Source organism: Millisia brevis NBRC 105863 (assembly GCF_001552615.1).
GTDB classification, from domain to species: Bacteria; Actinomycetota; Actinomycetes; order Mycobacteriales; family Mycobacteriaceae; genus Millisia; species Millisia brevis.
Genome location: NZ_BCRN01000002.1, coordinates 413,161 through 432,960, shown reverse-complemented (window position 1 = coordinate 432,960; position 19,800 = coordinate 413,161). Strand labels below are relative to the sequence as shown.

Sequence of the window (19,800 nt, the reverse complement as noted above, 5' to 3'; positions counted from 1 at the left end):
CCCGGCCGCTACTCGGAGCCGATCGGCGCGCCGCCTTCGACGAGGGCGGCGAGCCGGTCGAGCGAAGGGCTCAGTCGATCCGCCGTCGTCGCGCGAGCGCGTTCGACCCTGTTCGGGTCGGTCAGCGATGTCCAGTCGTAGGTGTGCACCACCCGGCTGGAGGTCGCGTCGACCGGCTCGACCTCCCAGCGCCACAGGTGGCCGGGCGGCGTCGAACCCGGCTCGGACGGCAACCAGGCGATCCGCCGCCCCTCCTCGAACTCGACGACGTGGTTCTCCCGCGTCGCACCATTGGTCAGGTCGGCGGTGAACACCTCGCCGACCGCACGGATCCGTGGGCCGGTGGTCGGCCCCGCGAGATTGTTGTTGCCGTCGATCGCGGGATGCCGGCTCGGATCGGCGAGAACGTCGAAGATCACCGCGGCCGGCGCGGCGATCACTCGGTGGGCGGAGGCGATGCGGGGCACCACGGGCGTCCCGGTCGAAGGATCGGCCATGCGGTCAGTCTGCTCCGACTCGAGCGAATCGGAATCGGGTTCGCGTCCCGAAAGCCCGACAATACGGACCGAAATTGCGACCGAGGCCGCCAACTGTGACGGCGGCAACACAACCACCGCTCGAGCGACGGTTCACACGGCGGTAACGTCGAGGAGGTTCGTTTCCCCGCGGCGCCGGCCGTACGACCGGCGTCGATGCCGACAGCCCAGGAGCGCCCCGCCATGACCGCCGTCCCGATGCCCACCGTTGACCTCGCCCCCGGGCTGACCGTCAGCGCCCAGGGCTACGGCGCGATGTCCCTGACCCCCGTCTACGGACCGATCTCCGACGAGGCCGCGCTCCACACGCTCGCGCGCGCGATCGACATCGGCATCACCTTCATCGACACCGCCAACGTGTACGGCGAGGGCCACAGCGAGGAGTTGGTCGGCCGCGTGCTGCGCGACCGCCGCGACGAGGTGCAGTTGGCCACCAAGTTCGGGCTCTCCCGCGGCACCCCGGGGGCCGGGCGGAGCATCGACGGACATCCGGATTCGGTGCGGCCCTACCTCGAGGCCTCGTTGGGCCGGCTCGGCGTCGACCACGTCGACCTCTACTACCTGCATCGGGTGGACCTGTCGGTGCCGATCGAGGACACCGTCGGGGCGATGGCGCAACTGGTCGCCGAGGGCAAGGTGCGCTACCTCGGCCTGTCCGAGGTGACCGCGGACGAACTGCGGCGCGCCCACGCCGTCCACCCGATCGCGGCGGTCCAGTCCGAATGGAGCATCTTCTCCCGCGATGTCGAACGCGCCGTGGTCCCGGCGGCCGCCGAACTCGGCGTCGGATTCGTGCCCTACTCGCCGGTGAGCCGCGGGCTGCTCAGCGACGCCTTCGACCCGGATCAGATCGTCGGCGGAGATATGCGGGCACACTTCCCGCGCTTCGGCGCCGACGCGATCGCCCACAACCTGACCCTGCGCAAGGAGGTGCGGGCAGTCGCGGCGGAAGCGAACGCCACCACCCCGCAGGTCGCCCTCGCGTGGCTCGCCGCCGTCGCCCGTCGTCTCGGTGTCGTGTCGGTGCCGATCCCGGGCACCCGGCACCCGCAGCGGGTCGAGGAGAACGCCGCCGCCGTCGCGGTCGAGCTGACCGACGAACAGGTCGACCGCCTCGACGGACTGGCGGAGCAGGTCATCGGCAATCGATCGGCGGACCCGACCTGGGTTTCCGCCGGTCGGGAGTGACCGGCACCGGTCGGTATCGACACCCTCGCCCCCGGGTAGCCGGCGGGCGGATCGCCGTGCGAGTCGATAGCGACGTGACCGATGACTGAGCAGCCGACCGCGAAGGTTTCCACCGGTCGCCGTGTCAGCGCATCCGGCACGGCCAAGGGCGCCTGGCTGGTGTGGAGTATCGGCGTCTTCGCCTACATCGTCGCCGTCCTCAACCGCAGCTCCTTCGGAGTGGCCGGCATCGAGGCGGGGGAGCGGTTCGCCGTCGACCCCGCCGTCCTGTCCGGCTTCGTCGTCCTGCAGGTCGCCCTCTACGCGGGTATGCAGATCCCGTCGGGCCTGCTGCTCGACCGGGTCGGACCGCGGGTGATGATCGCGATCGGCGCGGTGGTCATGGCGATCGGGCAGGCGATCCTGGCCGGTACCGACCAACTCGCTCCCGCCTACCTTGCCCGCGTGCTGGTCGGCGCGGGTGACGCGATGACGTTCATCTCGGTCCTGCGCCTGGTACCCGCCTGGTTCGGCGATCGACGTGCCCCGGTGATCTCCCAGGTCAGCGGCCTGATCGGGCAGAGCGGCCAGATCCTGTCCGCGGTGCCGCTGATGGCCCTGCTCGCCGGCCCCGGCTGGTCGGTCGCCTTCGGCAGCGCCGCGGCGCTGACCGTCCTGGCGGCGGTGCTCGTGATCGTGATCGTGCGCGACGGGCCGCGTGAGATCCCCCGCAACTCCGACCCGCGGGTGCCGCTGCGCGGGGTGCCCCGGCAGGTGGCCACCGTCTGGCGACGGCCCGGCACCAAGCTGGCCTTCTTCACCCATATGGGCACCCAGTTCTCGATCACCACCTTCGCCCTGATGTGGGGTGTGCCCTATCTGGTGGAGGGGCAGGGCCTGTCCTCCGACGCGGCGGGCGGCCTGCTGACCCTGTCGGTGGTGGTCGGCGTGGTGGTCGGTCCCATCCTCGGCGTGCTCAGCGGACGCTTCGTCATGCACCGGTCGTGGCTGGTTCTGGTGGTGGTCGTCTCCAATGCGGCGATCTGGACGGTGGTGCTGTCGCTGTCGGAGCCCGCGCCGCTGTGGCTGTTGGCACTGCTGGTCACCGTCATCACCGCCGGCGGTCCCGGGTCGATGATCGGTTTCGACTACGCCCGCTACTTCAACCCGGCCACGGTGATCGGCACCGCCCAGGGCGTGGTCAACGTCGGCGGATTCCTGGCGACACTGTTGGTGATCCTGGCGATGGGCATCACCTTGAATCTCTTCGGCGGGTACTCCTTCGAGGCGTTCCGGGTCGCCTGGTTGGCCCAGTATCCGATCTGGGTGATCGCCGCGATCGGCATCGTGGTCAACCGCGCCCGCGCGCGCAAGGAACTCGGTGTCCAGCCCCGCACGCTGATCGAGGTGCTCACCCGCGCGCCGCGGCGGACCTGAACATCGGAGAGAAACCGGTTGGTCGGATAGTGACGTGCCGGTCGCGATCCACCCGGCTGGGGGAGTGTTGCGAATGAGACCAATGTGGCGCAATTGCTAGTCTGGATCGGTGGCACCCAGTACCGGATCGCGAACGGATCGCGCGACGACCAATAAGGCCGCGGCGTCCCGTTCGGGTTCGGGACGCGGCGCAGGCGCCAAGCGCAGCACAAATCGCACCACCGGCTCGCGCGCCGGAACGGGCGCGAAGTCGACCGCCGCCCGCAAGCGCAGCACGTCGACCGCGCCGAACAAGCGCGCTCGCAACGCCCGCGGGGTGACCGGCCCGCCACGGAACTCGCAACCCCGCAAGCAGTCCGAACGTTCCGCCTTCGCGGCGCTCGGTCGGGGCGCCGCCCGCATGTGGAACCTCTCCGCCCGCGCCGTCGGCGCGAGCGCGCGCGGCCTGTCGCGGGCCGGCGATATCGAGCCCGGGCATCGTCGGGACGGTGTCGCCCTGGGGCTGCTGGCGATCGCCGCGGTGATCGCCGGTGGGCTGTGGTTCTCCGCCGGTGGCCCGGTGGGATCGTGGCTCGAGTCCGGCCTGCGGTCGTTGCTCGGCGGCGGTGCCTACGTCCTGCCGATCCTCGCGCTGACCATCGCGGTGGTCCTGATGTGCTCGGAGCCGGAGCGCGGAACCGGCGCGCGTATCGTGCCCGGCGGCCTGCTCGCCGCCGGCGCCGTCCTCGGGCTGTGGCATCTGTCGGCCGGTTCACCCGGCGACGGTGTCGCCCGCTCCTCGGCGGGCGGCTGGATCGGATCGGCGCTGGGCGGCTCGCTGTCCGGTGCGATCGGCATCGCGCTCGCCGCGGTGGTCCTGGTCCTGATGCTGGTCTTCGGGGCGCTGCTGATCACCGGCACCACCATTCGAGACCTCGTCGACCTGGTCCGCCCCCGCTACGAGGACGACGAGTACTTCGACGAGGACGACGACGAGTTCGTCGACCTGCTCGCCGACGAGCGCGACCCGAGCCCCTACGACCGGACCGCGCCCGAGGGCTTCGTCGACGTCCCCGATACCAAGGGGGCCGTCGACCCGGCCAAGGCCCGCAAGACCCGCACCCCCGGCAAGAAGGCCGCCGACCCCGACGCCGCGGAGGCCGCGGCGGCCGACACCCCGAAGCCGACGCCGAGCAAGCCCGCGACACCGGTGACTCCGGTCGCCAAACCGGCCGTCGTGCCGGCGCAGGTACCGGCCACCCCGCCGAAGGTCGCCGCCCCCGCGGACGACGACGAACCGATGGTCGTCTCGCGCGCGATCGAGGGCGACTACACGCTGCCGCCGTCGAGCCTGCTGATCCTCGGTGACCCGCCCAAGACCCGCAGCAAGGCCAACGACGCGATGATCGAGGCGATCACCGAGGTCCTCGAGCAGTTCAAGATCGACGCGGCGGTCACCGGCTTCACCCGCGGTCCGACGGTCACCCGCTACGAGGTCGAACTGGGCCCCGGCGTCAAGGTCGAGAAGATCACCGCCCTGGCCCGCAATATCGCCTACGCCGTCGCCACCGACAACGTGCGGCTGCTCGCGCCGATCCCCGGCAAGTCCGCCGTCGGCATCGAGGTGCCCAATACCGACCGCGAGATGGTGCGCCTGGCCGACGTGCTGACCGCGACGTCGACCCGCAAGGACACCCATCCGCTGGTCATCGGCCTCGGCAAGGACATCGAGGGCGACTTCGTCTCCGCGAACCTCGCCAAGATGCCGCATCTGCTGGTCGCCGGTTCCACCGGCTCCGGCAAGTCGAGCTTCGTCAACTCGATGCTCGTCTCGCTGCTCGCCCGCGCCACCCCGGAGGAGGTGCGGATGATCCTGATCGACCCCAAGATGGTCGAGCTGACCCCCTACGAGGGCATCCCGCACCTGATCACCCCGATCATCACCCAGCCGAAGAAGGCCGCCTCGGCGTTGGCGTGGTTGGTCGAGGAGATGGAACAGCGCTACCAGGACATGCAGGCCAACAAGGTCCGGCATATCGACGACTTCAACGCCAAGGTGCGCTCCGGGGCGATCACCGCCCCGCTCGGCAGCGAGCGGGTCTACCGCCCGTACCCGTACATCCTGGCGATCGTCGACGAGCTCGCCGACCTGATGATGACCGCCCCGCGCGACGTCGAGGAAGCGATCGTGCGGATCACCCAGAAGGCCCGCGCCGCCGGCATCCACCTGGTGCTCGCGACGCAGCGGCCGTCGGTCGACGTCGTCACCGGCCTGATCAAGACCAACGTGCCGTCTCGGTTGGCGTTTGCGACCAGCTCGCTGACCGACTCGCGGGTCATCCTCGACCAGCCCGGCGCCGAGAAGCTGATCGGCATGGGCGACGGCCTGTTCCTGCCGATGGGCGCCGGCAAGCCGACCCGCCTGCAGGGCGCCTTCGTCGGCGACGACGAGATCTCCGCGGTGGTCGAGTTCGTCAAGAACCAGGCCGAGCCGACCTATACCGAGGGCGTCACCGCGGCGAAGGCGGCCGAGAAAAAGGACGTCGACGCGGATATCGGCGACGACCTCGACCTGCTGCTGCAGGCGGTCGAACTCGTGGTCAGCAGCCAATTCGGCTCGACGTCGATGCTGCAGCGCAAGCTGCGGGTCGGCTTCGCCAAGGCCGGCCGGCTAATGGACCTCATGGAGACGCGCGGCGTGGTCGGGCCCAGCGAGGGCTCGAAGGCCCGCGACGTGCTGGTCAAGGCCGACGACCTCGACGGGGTGCTCGCCTCGATCACCGGCGGCGGCTCGGCGGCCGATATCGACGACGAGGACACCGCCGACGAGGCGATCCCGGACGAACTGCTCTGACCCATCGCTTCGAAGACACCTCGGGCCGGCAGCTGTGCGCTGCCGGCCCGAGGTGATTGTGCGGGTGCTTGCGGCGATCAGACGGTGAGGCTGCCCAGCACGGGCGTCCACGCGACGATCCGGACGTCGTCGATCAGCTTCTCGATCGAGAACGGGTCCTCGGCCAGCAGCGCGCGCAGGGCGGCCTCGTCCTCGACCAGGAAGATCAGCAGCGCGCCCGAGCCGTCGTCGTACGGCCCCGAGACCACCAGACGTCCGTCGGCGACCAGGGTGCGCAGCCAGTCGCGGTGGGTGCCGCGGTGTTCGTCGCGGCCCGGAATGGTGGCATCGCTGTAGATGTACTCGACGACGAAGTGCGACACGGTTGATTCTCCTCGGGGATATGTGGCGGCCCGCCCGGGACCGATCGGCTCGGAGTCGGTGGACTCAGAGCGTCAACAACATACGGGTATTGCCGAGGGTATTCGGTTTGACGTAGCTCAGGTCGAGGAACTCGGCGACCCCCGCGTCGTAGGAGCGCCGCATCTCGGCGTACACCTCTGCGGTCACCGGGGTGCCCTGGATCTCGGTGAAACCGAAGCGGGCGAAGAAATCGACCTCGAAGGTCAGCACGAACAGCCGCCGCAATTGCAGTTCCCTCGCGACATCGATCAGCCGCGCGACCACCCGAAACCCGGTTCCGGTGCCGCGGACCGTCGGATCGACGGCGATCGTGCGCAGCTCGCCGAGGTCGGCCCACAGCACGTGCAGCGCCCCGCACCCGACGATCGTCCCGTCGATCTCGGCGACCCAGAGTTCCTGGACCGCCTCGTAGAGGGTCACCAGATTCTTCTCGAGCAGAATCCGGCCGGCGTAGACGTCGATCAGTCTCTTGACCGACGGAATGTCGGTGGTGCGCGCGCGTCGGACGACGACATCGATCCGGGACGTGGGGGATTCCAGGTCTTTTCCGGAGGCGGAGTCGGTCGTCATGGGGTGTCAGCGTAGTCGGCCGCCCGAGTCGGTCGGCTGTCTCGGTCGGCACTGCGCCACCGTGTCGGTCCCGTCACCCCTCGGTATCCGAACCCGCCCCGACGACGCGGACCGGCGCGGCGGGGGACGAGCAGGACATCTCGGGCGAAACTCGGCCGAAACGTTGATGCCATCCGGTGCATACGGCGCAGCCCTACGGTGAGTGAGCGTTCGGTCGGGTTGGTTGCGCGGGGTTCACGCACTCGGGAGGAAACCATGAAGGCTTTGCGACATCCGGCGCTTCAGATCGGTATGGCCGCGATACTCGGCATTCTCTTCGGCCTCGTCGCCGGGGAGTGGGCGGCCAACCTGAAGTTCATCGGCGACATCTTCATCCGACTGATCCAGATGTCGATCGTGCCCCTGGTCGTGTCCTCGGTCATCGTCGCCACCGGCTCGATGTCCGGCACCGGCACCGGTCGGATCGCCGCCCGCACCTTCGGCTGGATCCTCGGCTTCTCCGCGGTCTCGGCGGTCGTCGCCTTCGTGCTGGCCTCGTTGATCCGCCCGGGCGCCGGCATGACGTACACCGGCGAACTCGATCCGACCCTGCAGGAATCGGCCGACGAGGCATCCGGCTGGCAGGACACCCTGCTGAACTTCGTGTCGACCAACGTCGTCGAAGCGATGGCGTCCGCGGCGATGATCCCGATCATCGTCTTCTCGCTGCTGTTCGGCATCGCGATGCGCATCGTCATCGACAACACCGGCAATGACATCGTGCTGCGCTTCCTCGACCAGCTCCAACAGATCGTGCTCACGATGATCCGCCTGGTGATGTACATCGCCCCGATCGGCGTGTTCTGCCTGCTGGCAGCGATCACCGGCGATGTCGGTTTCGCCGTGGTCACCACCACTCTCCAGTACCTGGGCACCACCCTGCTCGGCGTGCTGATCATGCTGTCGGTGATGGTGACCGTCGCGACCCTGCGCACCGGCCTCAACCCGCTGAAGCTGCCCGGCAAGCTCGCCGAACAGACCCTGATCGCGATCACGACCACCAGTTCGGCGGTCACCTTCCCGACCGTGCTGCGCACCGCCGTCGAGCGGGTCGGCATCAGCCAGCGCGTCGCGAACTTCACCCTCTCGGTCGGTCTGACCATGGGGTCCTGCGGTGCGGTGCTCAACTACATGATCGTGATCATGTTCCTGGCCCAGGCCGGCGGCGTCGAGCTGTCCTTCGGCCAGATCGTGCTCGGTATGGGGCTGACGATCCTGCTGAACATGGGCACGATCACGGTGCCGGGCGGCTTCCCGGTGGTGGCGATGTTCCTGGCCGCCTCGCTCGACCTGCCCGTCGCCGCGATCGGCCTGCTGATCGCCGTCGACTGGTTCACCGGCATCATGCGGACCTTCCTGAACGTCAACGGCGACACCTTCGTCGCGATGCTGGTGGCCAACGCCTCCGACGAGATCGACCGCGATGTGTACAACGGCACCAAGCGGGTGATCGCTCAGGAGATCGACGCCGACGAATTCGAGGAGAAGTTCGCCAAGGCCGATCAGGCCGACTGAACCGTCGGGGCGAGGCTCGCTCCGGTCGGCCGACGATTCGGGGCGGCCTCGTTTCGCTAGGACTGGGGATTCGGGGCGCCTCGCTTCGCTCGGCTCGACCGGATTAGGGTGCTTCGGTGCCGGGGACCCGGCGTCACCCGCATCCAGGAGCGTCCGCCCCCATGCCTCGTTATGCGATCCTGCCCGCACCCTCGGCCAACCGGGTCTACGCCGCCGGCGCGCCGGCGATGGTCGCCGCGGAGCTGACGGTGCTCGCCGAGGGGCCGCTCGGCGGGCGGATCGGCGAGATCGGTATCGACCGTATCGGTGACCTCGACGCCATCGGGTTCACCGCTGCCGACCTCGACGCGCGCGACCTCGCGGCGCTGTCCAACCTCTCGGCCCTGTCCGCGCTCTTCGAACGGGTCGGCGGCGCCACACCCGAGCCCCGGGACCTGCTGCGCCCGCTGGTGCCGACCCGCCTCGACCGCTACGACGACGACCTGATCAGCATCCTGAAGTATCCGGGCAAGACCAACGAACAGTTCACCAAGCTGCTGCTCAACGTCACCGTGTGGTCGGCGACCGGTGGCGCGACCACGGCCGACCGCCGCTGGACGGTCCTCGACCCCATGTGTGGGCGCGGCACCACCCTCAACCAGGCGCTGATGTACGGCTGGAACGCGGTCGGCATCGACCTCGACACCAAGGACTTCGACGCCTATACGAGCTTCCTGAGCACCTGGCTCAAGGACAAGCGACTGCGGCATGCCGCCGACACCACCCGCATCCGCCGCGACGGTGCGGTCCTCGGTCGGCGCTTCGATGCCCACATCGCCGCCACCAAGGAGGACCTCAAGTCCGGCAACGCCCAGTCGGTGAGCTACTTCAACGTCGACACCCTGCGGTCGGGGGAGATGGTGCGGGCCGGGTCGGTCGACGTGATCGTCACCGACGCCCCTTACGGCGTACGCCACGGATCGACCATCCCGGGGCGGGGTCCCGACCGGGCCGACCCCGAACGGGCCGTCGCGGGCCGGTCGGGTGCCGATCGGCTGCGGCGCAGTCCGACGGAGTTGCTGCGGGAGGCGGTGCCGATCTGGGCGCGCCTGCTGCGGCCCGGTGGGGCGATCGGGATCAGCTGGAATACCCGCGTCGCCCCGCGTCCGGTGGCGCTGGGCATCCTGGCCGACGCCGGTCTCGAACCGCTCGATGGCCCCGGTTACGACGGTCTGTGCCACCGGGTCGACCGCACGATCGTGCGCGATGTCGTCGTCGCCCGCCGTCCCGGCGGTGTCGCGTCCGACCCCGATGAGCTCGCGAAACGCTAGCCGGCGAGGGTTCGACCGGACGTCGGGTCTCGGGTAACGCGTCTGGTGTCGGTGACCCGCCGGTACGCCCGTACCATTGGTCCGGGAGAGCCGGGCGCGGAAAGCACGTCGGATCGTCGACCTGCGGTGGGTTCCCACCACGAAAGTGCCCCGGTGGGTTCGGCCCACCAGGCAAGTGCTCGGACCGAGGGTGGTCGATCGGCCGACCCGGCAATGCGGCGGATCGGAAGCGGGTGCCATGACCTCTGAGAACCAGGCATCGATGAGCCGCCCCTTCGAGGGCGATGATCCCGCGACCCATCGGGCGCCGCTGTGGAATATCGCCAACGTGTTGACGGTCGTGCGGCTGATCCTGGTTCCGGTCTTCGTGGTCACCCTGTTGATCGACGACGGTCAGAACTCCGCCTGGCGCCTCACCGCCGCCGGGATCTTCCTGCTCGCGGCGCTGACCGATCGACTCGACGGCATGCTCGCCCGGCGGTACCACCTGATCACCGACTTCGGGAAGCTCGCCGATCCGATCGCCGACAAAGCGCTGATCGGCGCGGGCCTGATCGGACTGTCGATCCTCGGCGAGCTGTGGTGGTGGGTGACCATCGTGATTCTGCTGCGTGAACTCGGCATCACCGTCGCCCGCCTGGCGCTGGCCCAACGGGTGGTCCTGCCCGCCGGACGCGGTGGCAAAGTGAAGACCCTGTTGCAGGTCGTGGCGATCCTGTTGCTTCTGGTGTTTCCGACCGGCCCGGCTGCGATTCTCGGAATAGTGACGATGGCGGCGGCGGTTGTGGTGACCGTGGCCACCGGGATCGACTACGCGATCTCGATGGTGCGGGTGGCACGCCGATAGCCGACCGACGTCGTCGGGGTGAGGGGTGCCGGTCGCGCCGCGGCCGCCACCGGTCGGCGGGTGCTCCGGAGACCCGCCGAAGACTAGGGTGATCCGCAGGGAACCCAGATCGCCGGCTGTACGTTTCCCGGAGAAGAACCTTAAGGAGGGCAACATGGCGCTGCTCTTGCGTGAGGCGCTCGGCGACAGCCTTCGGCGTACCCGGGTCGCACAGAGCCGGACGTTGCGCGAGGTATCGACCACTGCGCGGGTCAGCCTGGGCTACCTGTCCGAGGTGGAGCGGGGCCGCAAGGAGGCCAGCAGCGAGTTGCTGAACGCGATCTGTGAGGCGCTCGACGTACCGCTGTCGGACGTCCTGTTCGAGGTCAGCGAATCACTGACGTCCTCGGACCGTCGGACCCTGTCCGGGTCGGACCGTTCGGCACTGTCCGGGTCGGACCGTCAGGCACTGTCCGGGTCGGACCGTCAGGCACTGTCCGGGTCGGACCGTTCGGCACTGTCCGGGTCGGCTCGGGGTGCGGAAGCGGGTCGCCGAGACGCGGCGACTGCGGCGGCCGAGACGGACGCGGCGACCGGTACGGTGATCGACGATCGCGGTCGCGTTGTCGTCTCGACGTCGCAGGCCCGGGCGCTCGCCGCGGCCTGATCGTTTCTGGAAGTATGTGAGCTACCCGACCGTCGTTGAACCGACGGTCGTCGTCGGCCGGGATCCCCGGTCGTGACGGGCCGAACCTATGGAGGCAGGAACTACCGATGGCCAACCCGTTCGTCAAAGGCTGGAAATACCTCATGGCGCTCTTCAACTCGAAGATCGATGAGAAAGCCGACCCACAGGTTCAGATTCAGCAGGCGATCGAAGATGCGCAGCGGCAGCACCAGGCCCTGTCGCAGCAGGCCGCCTCGGTCATCGGCAACCAGCGTCAGCTGGAGATGAAGCTGAGCCGTCAGCTCGACGAGGTCGAGAAGCTCAACGCCAACGCCCGCCAGGCGGTCTCGCTCGCCGATCAGGCGGCCGCGGCCGGTGATGTGGAGAAGGCGACCCAGTACACCAATGCGGCCGAGGCCTTCGCCGCTCAGCTCGTCACCGCCGAGCAGAGCGTCGAGGATCTCAAGGTCCTGCACGACCAGGCTCTGCAGGCCGCCGCGCAGGCCAAGAAGGCCGTCGAGCAGAACGCGATGACCCTGCAGGCCAAGGTGGCCGAGCGCACCAAGCTGCTCAGCCAGCTCGAGCAGGCCAAGATGCAGGAGCGCGTCAGCGCGTCGCTGCAGTCGATGGACTCGACCCTCAACTCGGCCGGCAATACCCCCAGCCTGGATGCGGTGCGCGAGAAGATCGAGCGTCGTTACGCCAACGCGCTCGGTTCGGCCGAACTGGCCCAGAACTCGGTCCAGGGCCGCATGCTCGAGGTCCAGCAGGCCAGCGTCCAGATGGCCGGCCACAGCCGGCTCGAGCAGATCCGTGCGTCGATGAAGGGTGAGGCCCTGCCGACCGGCGATACCGCCGCCGGCACCCCGCTGCCCTCCGCGGCTCCGGCCAACCCGAACCTGGCCAAGGAAAACCCCGCGCAGAACTGACCCTCGGCGCAACATTCACAACGCCACCCACCACCCGGTGGGTGGCGTTTTGTTGTCCAGCCCACCCAACCCCCCGCCGCCGCCCAACCCCCCGCCGGGATCGCGAGAGTGACAGTTTCTGCGGTTCAGCCCCAGAAACTGTCACTCTCGCGGGCGGTCGGGGTCCCGGGGTGTGGGGTCGGGGGAGGAATCGGTGAGGTGGGAGCCATCGGAGCGGGCGTCGAGGGCGTCGCCGAGCGCTTCGGCCGCCGCGACCGCCTCGACGGTGATCGGAATGAGGAATCCGCGCGCCGAGAAGCCGACGCCGCGGGCCCAGCGGGCGTCGCGCACCTGGCGAACGATGTCCACCAGCAAGGGAATACAGCGAATCGTCAACGCCAGGGTCAGGGCGACGCGCTCCGGATCGACCCCGACGCGCCGCAGCGGCCCCAAAGCCCGTTCGATCACGTCGAGCATCTCGGTCACCGGTGTGGTCAGCGTGACCAGCGCGGCCAGCGCCACCGACAGCAGCAGTACGCCGCACACCACGACGGCGCGTTCCCACCCGGCGACCAGCGTCTGGAAGATCGCGATCATCCCCAGGACCCACACCATCGGCAGCAACTGTCGTATCGCGGTGCGGACCGGAATCCGGGCCAGCACGTACCCGAGCAGGATGATCACCGCCACCGGAAGCACCTGCCACGGTCGCCGCACCGCGATGGTGATCGCCAGGATGCCGATCACCATCGCGAGCAGCTTCACCGATGCCGGAAGCCGATGCAGTGGACCGGTACCCGGTACGTAGAGGCCGATCGTCGTCACGACTGCGACCAGGTTCGGTAGTAGTCGATCGCTGCCGCCGGAGTGCTGTCACGCACCAGCCGGCCGTCCTCGATCACCAGCACGCGATCGAAGTCGTCCAGCAGGTCGAGATCGTGAGTCACGACGACCACCTGCTGCGGAAGACGGTGGACCATCTCCCGGAGCATCCGGGCATTGCGCAGATCCAACAGGGTGGTCGGCTCGTCGAGGACCAGCACCTTCGGCTCGGTCACGCTGACCGCGGCCAGCGCCAGCAACTGCTTCTGGCCGCCGGACAGCTGGTGGGCGGACCGCTCGGCCAGGTGGTCGATCCCGAACCGTTGCAGCGTCTCGGTCACCCGCCGCCGCCTGCCGTCCGCGTCGAGCGGGGAGCGGCGCAGCGAATAGGCGACGTCCTCGCCGACGGTCGGCATCACGATCTGGTGATCGGGATTGGTGAACACGAAGCCGGTGCGCTGCCGCACCGCGCGCTTGTCCTTGCGGGTATCGAAGCCGTCGACGCGGACGCGCCCCGACGTCGGGCGGATCAGCCCGGTGATCGTCCGGGCCAGGGTGCTCTTGCCGCCCCCGTTCGCGCCGATGATGCCGATCCGCTGCTCCGGCAGTCGCGCGTCGATGTCCGTGAGGACCGGGCGCCCCTCGTAGGCGTGTCCGACCGCGTCGAACTCGATCACGCCGACGAACGGGCCAACTGCGGGAACGCGCGGTGGACGGCGGTGGCCACGATGGCCGCCAGCACCGCCTTGGCCAGGTCACCCGGCAGGAACGGGGCGTTGGCGACCAGTGCCTGCCACGGGTTCAGGTCGGTGCGGATCACCAGGCCGAGAATGCCGCAGACGTACAGCACGACGATGCCGCCGAGCACGTTGATCAGGATCGCCCAGATCAGCGACAGACGCGGCAGCAGCCGATAGGTCAACCAGCCGATCACCGCGGCGGCGGGCAGCCAGCCGATCAGGAAGCCGACCGTCGGACCCGCGAAGACCCCCAGACCGCCGCGCCCACCGGCCAGGACCGGCAGACCCACCGCCACCAGCGCGATGACCACCAACACCGCCAGCGACCCGCGCCGCGCACCGAGAACCGCGCCGGCGAGCATCACGCCGAGGCTCTGCAGGGTGATCGGGACACCGCTGCCGCCGACGGTGATCGAACCGGGCAGGCCGAGCGCGACGATCAGCGCGGCGAAAACCGCGATGCGGGCGATGTCCCGTACGTCGAAATCTCCGCGGCCGCCGGTGGTGGGAGAACTGGATGGGGTCACGGAATCCTCGCTGGTAACGGGGCCGGGCGGCCCGGCTGACGGAACGCTGGGCAGTCTAGTGCCAGGTCGTCGACCGATCGGAGCCTTTCCCTCAGCGATCTCGACAATCGGTACACCGATCGGAGCCGGGGATAACCCTGATCTTTCCCCGATCTTGTCCGTTTCCACTGGCCGCGAGGCGCGCGGATGGGGAAGCTGGAGGTGAGATCACAACACGAGGAGAGCAACATGGTGTGGAAGGTTCTGGCGGCCATCGTCCTGATCTGGGTGGCCTTCGCAATGATCGGATGGGCGCTCGACGCGTTGTTCCCGCTGCTGGCGCTGGCCGCGGTGGGTGTCGGTCTGTACTACCTGCTGCGCTCCATCAACTCGAACAAGTCGTCGTCGAAGATCGATTTCTGACGGCCGCCGTCCGAAGGGACGTGCGCAACGGCCGGGTTCGGCCGGAGACCGTAGGCTTCCGCCATGCGGACAGCGGTGGTCGCCGGACCGGACGCCGGCCACGCCTTTCCGGCGTTGGCCCTCTGTCGTCGCCTGCGCGACGCGGGTGATACGCCGATTCTCTATACCGGTCCCGGGTGGCTGGCCCCGGCGGCTGCCGACGGCACGACCGCCCGCCTGCTGCGGGGTCTGGAGCCCGAACCGGGCGACGCCGACCTCGACGCCGGGCGACGCATCCATCAGCGGGCGGCCCGGATGGCGGAGTTGCTGCGCGACGACCTCGCCGACGAGTCCCTCGACCTGGTGATCGCCGACGTGCTGACCGCCGGCGGGGGACTGGCCGCCGAATTGCTGGGGCTGCCCTGGGTCGAGCTGTCCCCGCATCCGCTCTACCGCCCGTCGCGCTCGCTGCCGCCGATCGGTTCCGGTCTGGAATCCGGCCGCGGTCCGCTCGGGCGCGGCCGGGACATCCTGCTGCGCACCATGACCGGACGGGCCGTCCGCGCCGGTCTGCGGCAACGGTCCCAGGCGCGTGTCGGCATCGGTCTGCCCGCCGTCGACCCCGGTCCGACCGCGCGGCTGATCGCCACCATCCCCGACCTCGAACTCGCCCGCGTCGATTGGCCCGTCGAGGCTCGCGTGGTCGGCGCTCTGCACTGGGAGCCGACCGATGTGGTGCTCGAACCGCCCCCCGGCACCGCCGCGTTGGTGATGGTCGCCCCGTCGACCGCGGCCACCGGCGCCCCCGGCATGCTCGAGGCGACCGTCGAGGCGCTCGCGGACCTTCCGGTGCGGGTGGTGATCAGCGCCCTCGACCGGCCCGAGGGCGTCCCCGACCATATGGTCGCCGGCGCCGGACGTCAGGATCTGTTGCTCGAGGCAGCCGATGTGGTGGTCTGCGGCGCCGGCCACGGCCTGCTCACCAAGGCCCTGACCCGCGGGGTGCCGGTGGTGGCGATCCCCGGCGGCGGCGATCAATGGGAGCTTGCGCAGCGGGCGGCCCGCCGCGGATCCGCCGTCGTCGTCCGCCCGGCCACGGCCGAGTTGGTGCGGACCGCGGTGCGCACCGTGCTCGACGACCCGTCCTATCGGCGGGCGGCGCAGCGGGCCGCCGGGGGAGCGCAGCGCGTGGTCGACCCGGTGGCGATCTGCCACGCGGTGGTCGAGGATGCCGCCGCCCGTGGGGCACCGGAAGGGGGGCGACGCTTCGATCCGGCTCCCACCGAGCGGCGGGGTACGGAAGGCTCGGCGGACTCGAGTACGGTTGCCCCGTGCGTCTGACGCTGTTCTACGACCTGATCGACGAGGAGTTCGGCACGATTCGCGGCCGATCGCTGCTCGTCGACCACGTCTCCGCGCGCCTGGGCGGGCGCACCGCGGCCGACGCCCTCGAGGCCGGTGTCGAACCGCGGGAGGTATGGCGCGCCCTCTGCGCCGACTTCGACGTCCCCCGTTCCCGCTGGTAGGCCCCTGGTCCGAGGTGCGGGACCGCCGAAGGCCCCGGTCGGGCACCTCCCGGGGACAACACGCGCCCTGTGGATGGATCCGCCGATTCGACGGCGTGTCGCCCGTCCACTCGCGCCAATCGAACACATGTTCACCTATGCTGGCTCCAGCGACGTTCACCTGTCGGTGTGCACCTCTACGGTGGCCGTAGTTCGTCGGATAGACCACGTTCGTCGGATAGATCATTCGAACCCCGAGATCGCACGAAACCGAGGAGAAGGCAGATGGCCGCAGCAGCCTATGACCGCGACAAGGCGCTGGAGCTGGCGCTGGCGCAGATCGACAAGAACTTCGGCAAAGGGTCGGTCATGCGGCTCGGAGACGAGGCGCGCCAGCCGATTTCGGTGATCCCCACCGGCTCGATCGCGCTGGACGTCGCGCTGGGCATCGGCGGACTCCCGCGTGGCCGCGTCATCGAGATCTACGGTCCGGAGGCCTCCGGTAAGACCACGGTCGCCCTGCACGCGGTGGCGAACGCCCAGGCCGCCGGCGGTGTCGCGGCCTTCATCGACGCCGAGCACGCGCTCGACCCGGACTACGCCGCCAAGCTCGGCGTCGACACCGACGCGCTGCTGGTCTCCCAGCCGGACACCGGCGAGCAGGCGCTCGAGATCGCCGACATGCTGGTGCGCTCCGGCGCGCTCGACATCCTCGTGATCGACTCGGTGGCCGCCCTGGTGCCCCGCGCCGAGATCGAGGGCGAGATGGGTGACAGCCACGTCGGCCTGCAGGCCCGGCTGATGAGCCAGGCGCTGCGCAAGATGACCGGTGCGCTCAACTCCTCCGGCACCACCGCGATCTTCATCAACCAGCTGCGCGAGAAGATCGGCGTCATGTTCGGCTCGCCGGAGACCACCACCGGTGGCAAGGCGCTCAAGTTCTACTCGTCGGTCCGGCTCGACGTGCGCCGCATCGAGACCCTCAAGGACGGCACCGATGCCGTGGGTAACCGCACCCGCGTCAAGGTCGTCAAGAACAAGGTCTCCCCGCCGTTCAAGCAGGCCGAGTTCGACATCCTCTACGGCAAGGGCATCTCCAAGGAGGGCTCGCTGATCGACATGGGTGTCGAGCACGGCTTCATCCGCAAGTCCGGCTCGTGGTTCACCTACGAGGGGGACCAGCTGGGTCAGGGCAAGGAGAACGCGCGGAAGTTCCTGTTGGAGAACACCGACATCCGCGACGAGATCGAGAAGAAGATCAAGGAAAAGCTCGGTATCGGCGCGGACGTGACCGTCGCCGACCAGGACGCCGCGCCGGCTCCGGTCGACTTCTGATCGGTTGCGTCCCATGAAGCCTGCCGCCGCCGGTGATCCGCGCACCGGTGGCGGCACGGTCGAGCAGGCGAAGACCGTGTGTCTTCGCCTGCTCACGGCCAAGGCGCGTCCGCGCGCGGATCTGCAGGACCGGTTGCTGGCCAAGGGATTCACCGAGCCGGTGATCGAAGCGGCGTTGGATCGGCTGACCGAGGTCGGCCTGATCGACGACGCCGACTATGCCCGCCAGTGGGTTGCCAGTCGGCAGCGCTCCGGCCGCGGCCGCTCCGCCATTCGCCGGGAGCTGACCGGCAAAGGCATCGGTGCGGCCGCCGTCGACGACGCTCTCACCGACCTGGACGAGGACGCCGAACTCGACGGCGCCGCCGAGGTGGTCCGCCGCAAACTGCGCTCCATCACCATTCCCACCGACCGCGCGGAACGCGACAAGCTCCTGCGCCGCCTCGTCGGCACCCTCATGCGCCGCGGCTTCTCCTCCAACACCGCCCTTTCCGTTGCCCGCCGAGAACTCGAGCGCCTCGACCCGGCCAACGAGGTCTACCCCGACTGACACGCAGGTTGGGTCGGGCCGTCAACCGGATGTCTCGGCGCGGCAGCGTCACTCTCATTCGACGCGTAGATTCGCTGGTATGACAACAGGCACCAGCGCAATGCTTCGGGCATTGCTCTTGGTGATGCCCGTCGTCTCTCTTCTCTTGGTGCCGGCAACTGCCGGTCCGACCTTTACTCTTGGTTCAGTCGCGGTGCTGTTGGTGGCAGTTGCCGTCACGCTTGCGTGTGTTCGACGGAACGTGGCCACACAGTTCCCGCAGATCATCGAAGGACTGTCCGGAGACGAGCGCCAATTGCGCGGCTCGTTCCGACGCCAAACTCGGCTCGATGCCCCCGGACGGGTCCGGCCGCGCGCTCCCGGCCTCGCGATTCAGTTCGCCTAGGCGAGCTTTCGCATGTCCGGCCGGCTGATCCGATGATCTCGCCGGCATAGTCCGTCATCCAGCGCACCCGGGCGCCCCCGGCTTGCCGACCGCTTCGTGCCTTCCTGCCCGCTGCCCGAATAGGCCCGGTCGAGCATGTCCGACCCCCGGACGTCGGTGAAGACTGCCCTGGTGCGCGCCAACGAGGTAGGTAGACCATGCTCGACTTCATCTATTACCCGGTGTCCGGAATCCTGTGGATCTGGCACAAGGTATTCGGCGCAATCCCGTTCCTGGGACCGGACAGCGGTATCACGTGGGCCCTGTCGGTCATATTTCTGGTGTTCACCGTCCGCGCGGTTCTGGTGATTCCGACGGTCAGACAGATCCGGACGAACCTTCGGATGCAGGAGATGCGCCCGCGTCTGACTGCGTTGAGGAAGAAGCACTCGAACGATCGTCAGCGGTTGGCCCTCGAGATGCGAAAGCTCCAGAAGGAGTACGGAGTCAAACCGCTGACGAGCTTCCTGCCGATCGTGATGCAGGCGCCGGTGTTCATCGGCCTGTTTCACGTGCTGAAGTCGTTCAACCGTACGGGTGACGGCTTCGGTGGGCTCGGCATGTCGATCGAGCAGAACGCGCAGGTGCCGAACTATCTGTTCAGCGCAGCCGACGTCCAATCGTTCCTCGACGCGCGGCTGTTCGGTGCCCCGATCTCGGCCGCCATGACAACCCCGCAGGCACAGCTTGCCGCCTACGGTCTCCCGATCCCGTCGGTCTGGATCATCGCCGGTGTCGCCCTTCCCTTGATGCTGGTCGCGGCGATTGCCACACACTTCAACTCGCGTGCCTCGATTGCTCGACAGGACGCGGCGGTGGCGGACAATCCGCAGGCGGCCATGATCAACACGCTCATGCTGTGGGTTCTCCCGTTCGGCGTGGTTGTCGGCGGTCCGTTCCTGATGATCGCGATCCTGCTCTACTGGGTGGCCAACAACATCTGGACCTACGCTCAGCAGCACCTGGTGTTCCGTCGGATCGAGCGAATGGAGTCGGAGAGGGTGTCGCCGGTGGTTGCTGCCGCAGCGCCTCGACCGGGCGCACGGCCGGTCCACGACCTCGCAGCACAGCCCGGAAGTCACCGGAATACCGAAACGGGCGAACCACAATCGCCTGGTGCAGGTGGCGCCGGGTCGAACCGTCCGAAGAAGAAGAGAAGACGGCACAGGTGAGTCGGGCGGCCGTGTCGTCCGGTGGGAATCAGTTCGGGGTGTCGCACGAAAACGTGCTGTGAACGAGTTCGGTCGGCCGAAGCGAAAGACGCTGTCGACCGACCGAACTCGTTGTCCATCCGGGCTATGCCCTG

General features: G+C 68.9%; 20 protein-coding genes and 1 pseudogene. 15 read left to right on the top strand and 6 right to left on the bottom strand.

The window, feature by feature from the left end; all coding sequences use genetic code 11:
- Positions 1 to 8: 8 nt before the first annotated feature.
- Positions 9 to 497: an SRPBCC family protein gene (locus tag MB1_RS04695; protein WP_066904062.1), complete on the bottom strand. Its 489-nt coding sequence runs from the start codon at positions 495 to 497 to the stop codon at positions 9 to 11.
- A 222-nt stretch (positions 498 to 719) separates the two neighbouring features.
- On the opposite strand from MB1_RS04695, the gene MB1_RS04690 reads away from it, so the two are divergent.
- The 3 genes from MB1_RS04690 (at position 720) to MB1_RS04680 (ending at position 5,973) form a co-directional block, all read left to right on the top strand.
- Complete coding sequence (locus tag MB1_RS04690) at positions 720 to 1,724, top strand: aldo/keto reductase (protein ID WP_066904060.1); 1,005 nt, start codon at positions 720 to 722, stop codon at positions 1,722 to 1,724.
- A gap of 81 nt (positions 1,725 to 1,805) precedes the next feature.
- Positions 1,806 to 3,140, top strand: coding sequence for an MFS transporter (locus tag MB1_RS04685; protein WP_084350855.1), 1,335 nt, complete (start codon positions 1,806 to 1,808; stop codon positions 3,138 to 3,140).
- 109 nt (positions 3,141 to 3,249) lie between these two features.
- Entirely contained in the window at positions 3,250 to 5,973 is a 2,724-nt protein-coding gene (locus MB1_RS04680; RefSeq protein WP_066904058.1) for an FtsK/SpoIIIE family DNA translocase, read from the top strand.
- Between the two features lie 77 nt (positions 5,974 to 6,050).
- Here MB1_RS04680 and MB1_RS04675 read toward each other — a convergent pair whose 3' ends face one another.
- Entirely contained in the window at positions 6,051 to 6,335 is a 285-nt protein-coding gene (locus tag MB1_RS04675; RefSeq protein ID WP_066904056.1) for a YciI family protein, read from the bottom strand.
- Positions 6,336 to 6,399: 64 nt separating this feature from the next.
- Entirely contained in the window at positions 6,400 to 6,945 is a 546-nt protein-coding gene (locus tag MB1_RS04670; protein WP_084350853.1) for an amino-acid N-acetyltransferase, read from the bottom strand.
- 255 nt (positions 6,946 to 7,200) lie between these two features.
- Between MB1_RS04670 and MB1_RS04665 the strand changes: the two genes are divergently transcribed.
- The 5 genes from MB1_RS04665 to MB1_RS04645 all read left to right on the top strand — a co-directional run bounded on the left by MB1_RS04665 (position 7,201) and on the right by MB1_RS04645 (position 12,231).
- Positions 7,201 to 8,499 carry a dicarboxylate/amino acid:cation symporter gene (locus tag MB1_RS04665; RefSeq protein WP_066904054.1) on the top strand — a complete coding sequence of 433 codons (1,299 nt, stop codon included), beginning with the start codon at positions 7,201 to 7,203 and terminating at the stop codon, positions 8,497 to 8,499.
- Between the two features lie 161 nt (positions 8,500 to 8,660).
- A complete protein-coding gene (locus MB1_RS04660; RefSeq protein WP_066904053.1) occupies positions 8,661 to 9,809 on the top strand; it encodes a TRM11 family SAM-dependent methyltransferase in 1,149 nt (382 codons plus the stop codon).
- A 238-nt stretch (positions 9,810 to 10,047) separates the two neighbouring features.
- A complete protein-coding gene (gene pgsA / locus MB1_RS04655; RefSeq protein ID WP_066904051.1) occupies positions 10,048 to 10,656 on the top strand; it encodes a CDP-diacylglycerol--glycerol-3-phosphate 3-phosphatidyltransferase in 609 nt (202 codons plus the stop codon).
- A 154-nt stretch (positions 10,657 to 10,810) separates the two neighbouring features.
- The gene (locus tag MB1_RS26480; protein ID WP_066904049.1) at positions 10,811 to 11,302 is read left to right on the top strand and encodes a helix-turn-helix domain-containing protein; all 492 of its coding nucleotides are present in this window, start codon (positions 10,811 to 10,813) and stop codon (positions 11,300 to 11,302) included.
- 107 nt (positions 11,303 to 11,409) lie between these two features.
- Complete coding sequence (locus MB1_RS04645; RefSeq protein WP_066904047.1) at positions 11,410 to 12,231, top strand: PspA/IM30 family protein; 822 nt, start codon at positions 11,410 to 11,412, stop codon at positions 12,229 to 12,231.
- A 141-nt stretch (positions 12,232 to 12,372) separates the two neighbouring features.
- Here the strand turns inward: MB1_RS04645 and MB1_RS04640 are convergent, their stop codons facing one another.
- From MB1_RS04640 to MB1_RS04630, 3 genes are read right to left on the bottom strand one after another with little or no spacing between them, the layout of a single operon-like run.
- Positions 12,373 to 13,035, bottom strand: a complete 663-nt coding sequence (locus MB1_RS04640; RefSeq protein WP_084350851.1) for an energy-coupling factor transporter transmembrane component T family protein — start codon at positions 13,033 to 13,035, stop codon at positions 12,373 to 12,375.
- A complete protein-coding gene (locus tag MB1_RS04635) occupies positions 13,032 to 13,709 on the bottom strand; it encodes an energy-coupling factor ABC transporter ATP-binding protein (protein WP_066904045.1) in 678 nt (225 codons plus the stop codon). The genes MB1_RS04640 and MB1_RS04635 overlap by 4 nt, the downstream gene beginning before the upstream one ends.
- On the bottom strand, positions 13,706 to 14,299 hold the full coding sequence (locus tag MB1_RS04630; RefSeq protein WP_066904043.1) for a biotin transporter BioY: 594 nt from the start codon (positions 14,297 to 14,299) through the stop codon (positions 13,706 to 13,708). Before MB1_RS04630 ends, MB1_RS04635 begins: the two co-directional genes overlap by 4 nt.
- A gap of 228 nt (positions 14,300 to 14,527) precedes the next feature.
- Here MB1_RS04630 and MB1_RS04625 point away from each other — a divergent pair, with 228 nt between their 5' ends.
- The 7 genes and pseudogenes from MB1_RS04625 (at position 14,528) to yidC (ending at position 19,666) form a co-directional block, all read left to right on the top strand.
- Positions 14,528 to 14,701, top strand: a complete 174-nt coding sequence (locus MB1_RS04625; protein WP_157083902.1) for a hypothetical protein — start codon at positions 14,528 to 14,530, stop codon at positions 14,699 to 14,701.
- A 63-nt stretch (positions 14,702 to 14,764) separates the two neighbouring features.
- A pseudogene (locus MB1_RS04620) lies at positions 14,765 to 15,904 on the top strand (glycosyltransferase); the annotation flags it as partial.
- A gap of 107 nt (positions 15,905 to 16,011) precedes the next feature.
- On the top strand, positions 16,012 to 16,206 hold the full coding sequence (locus MB1_RS04615) for a DUF3046 domain-containing protein (protein WP_066904040.1): 195 nt from the start codon (positions 16,012 to 16,014) through the stop codon (positions 16,204 to 16,206).
- A gap of 264 nt (positions 16,207 to 16,470) precedes the next feature.
- Positions 16,471 to 17,520, top strand: a complete 1,050-nt coding sequence (recA, locus tag MB1_RS04610; RefSeq protein WP_066904038.1) for a recombinase RecA — start codon at positions 16,471 to 16,473, stop codon at positions 17,518 to 17,520.
- 13 nt (positions 17,521 to 17,533) lie between these two features.
- Positions 17,534 to 18,070: a regulatory protein RecX gene (locus MB1_RS04605; protein WP_066904036.1), complete on the top strand. Its 537-nt coding sequence runs from the start codon at positions 17,534 to 17,536 to the stop codon at positions 18,068 to 18,070.
- Positions 18,071 to 18,149: 79 nt separating this feature from the next.
- The gene (locus tag MB1_RS25545) at positions 18,150 to 18,455 is read left to right on the top strand and encodes a DUF6412 domain-containing protein (protein WP_157083900.1); all 306 of its coding nucleotides are present in this window, start codon (positions 18,150 to 18,152) and stop codon (positions 18,453 to 18,455) included.
- Positions 18,456 to 18,652: 197 nt separating this feature from the next.
- A complete protein-coding gene (yidC, locus tag MB1_RS04600) occupies positions 18,653 to 19,666 on the top strand; it encodes a membrane protein insertase YidC (RefSeq protein WP_066904034.1) in 1,014 nt (337 codons plus the stop codon).
- Positions 19,667 to 19,800 lie beyond the last annotated feature (134 nt).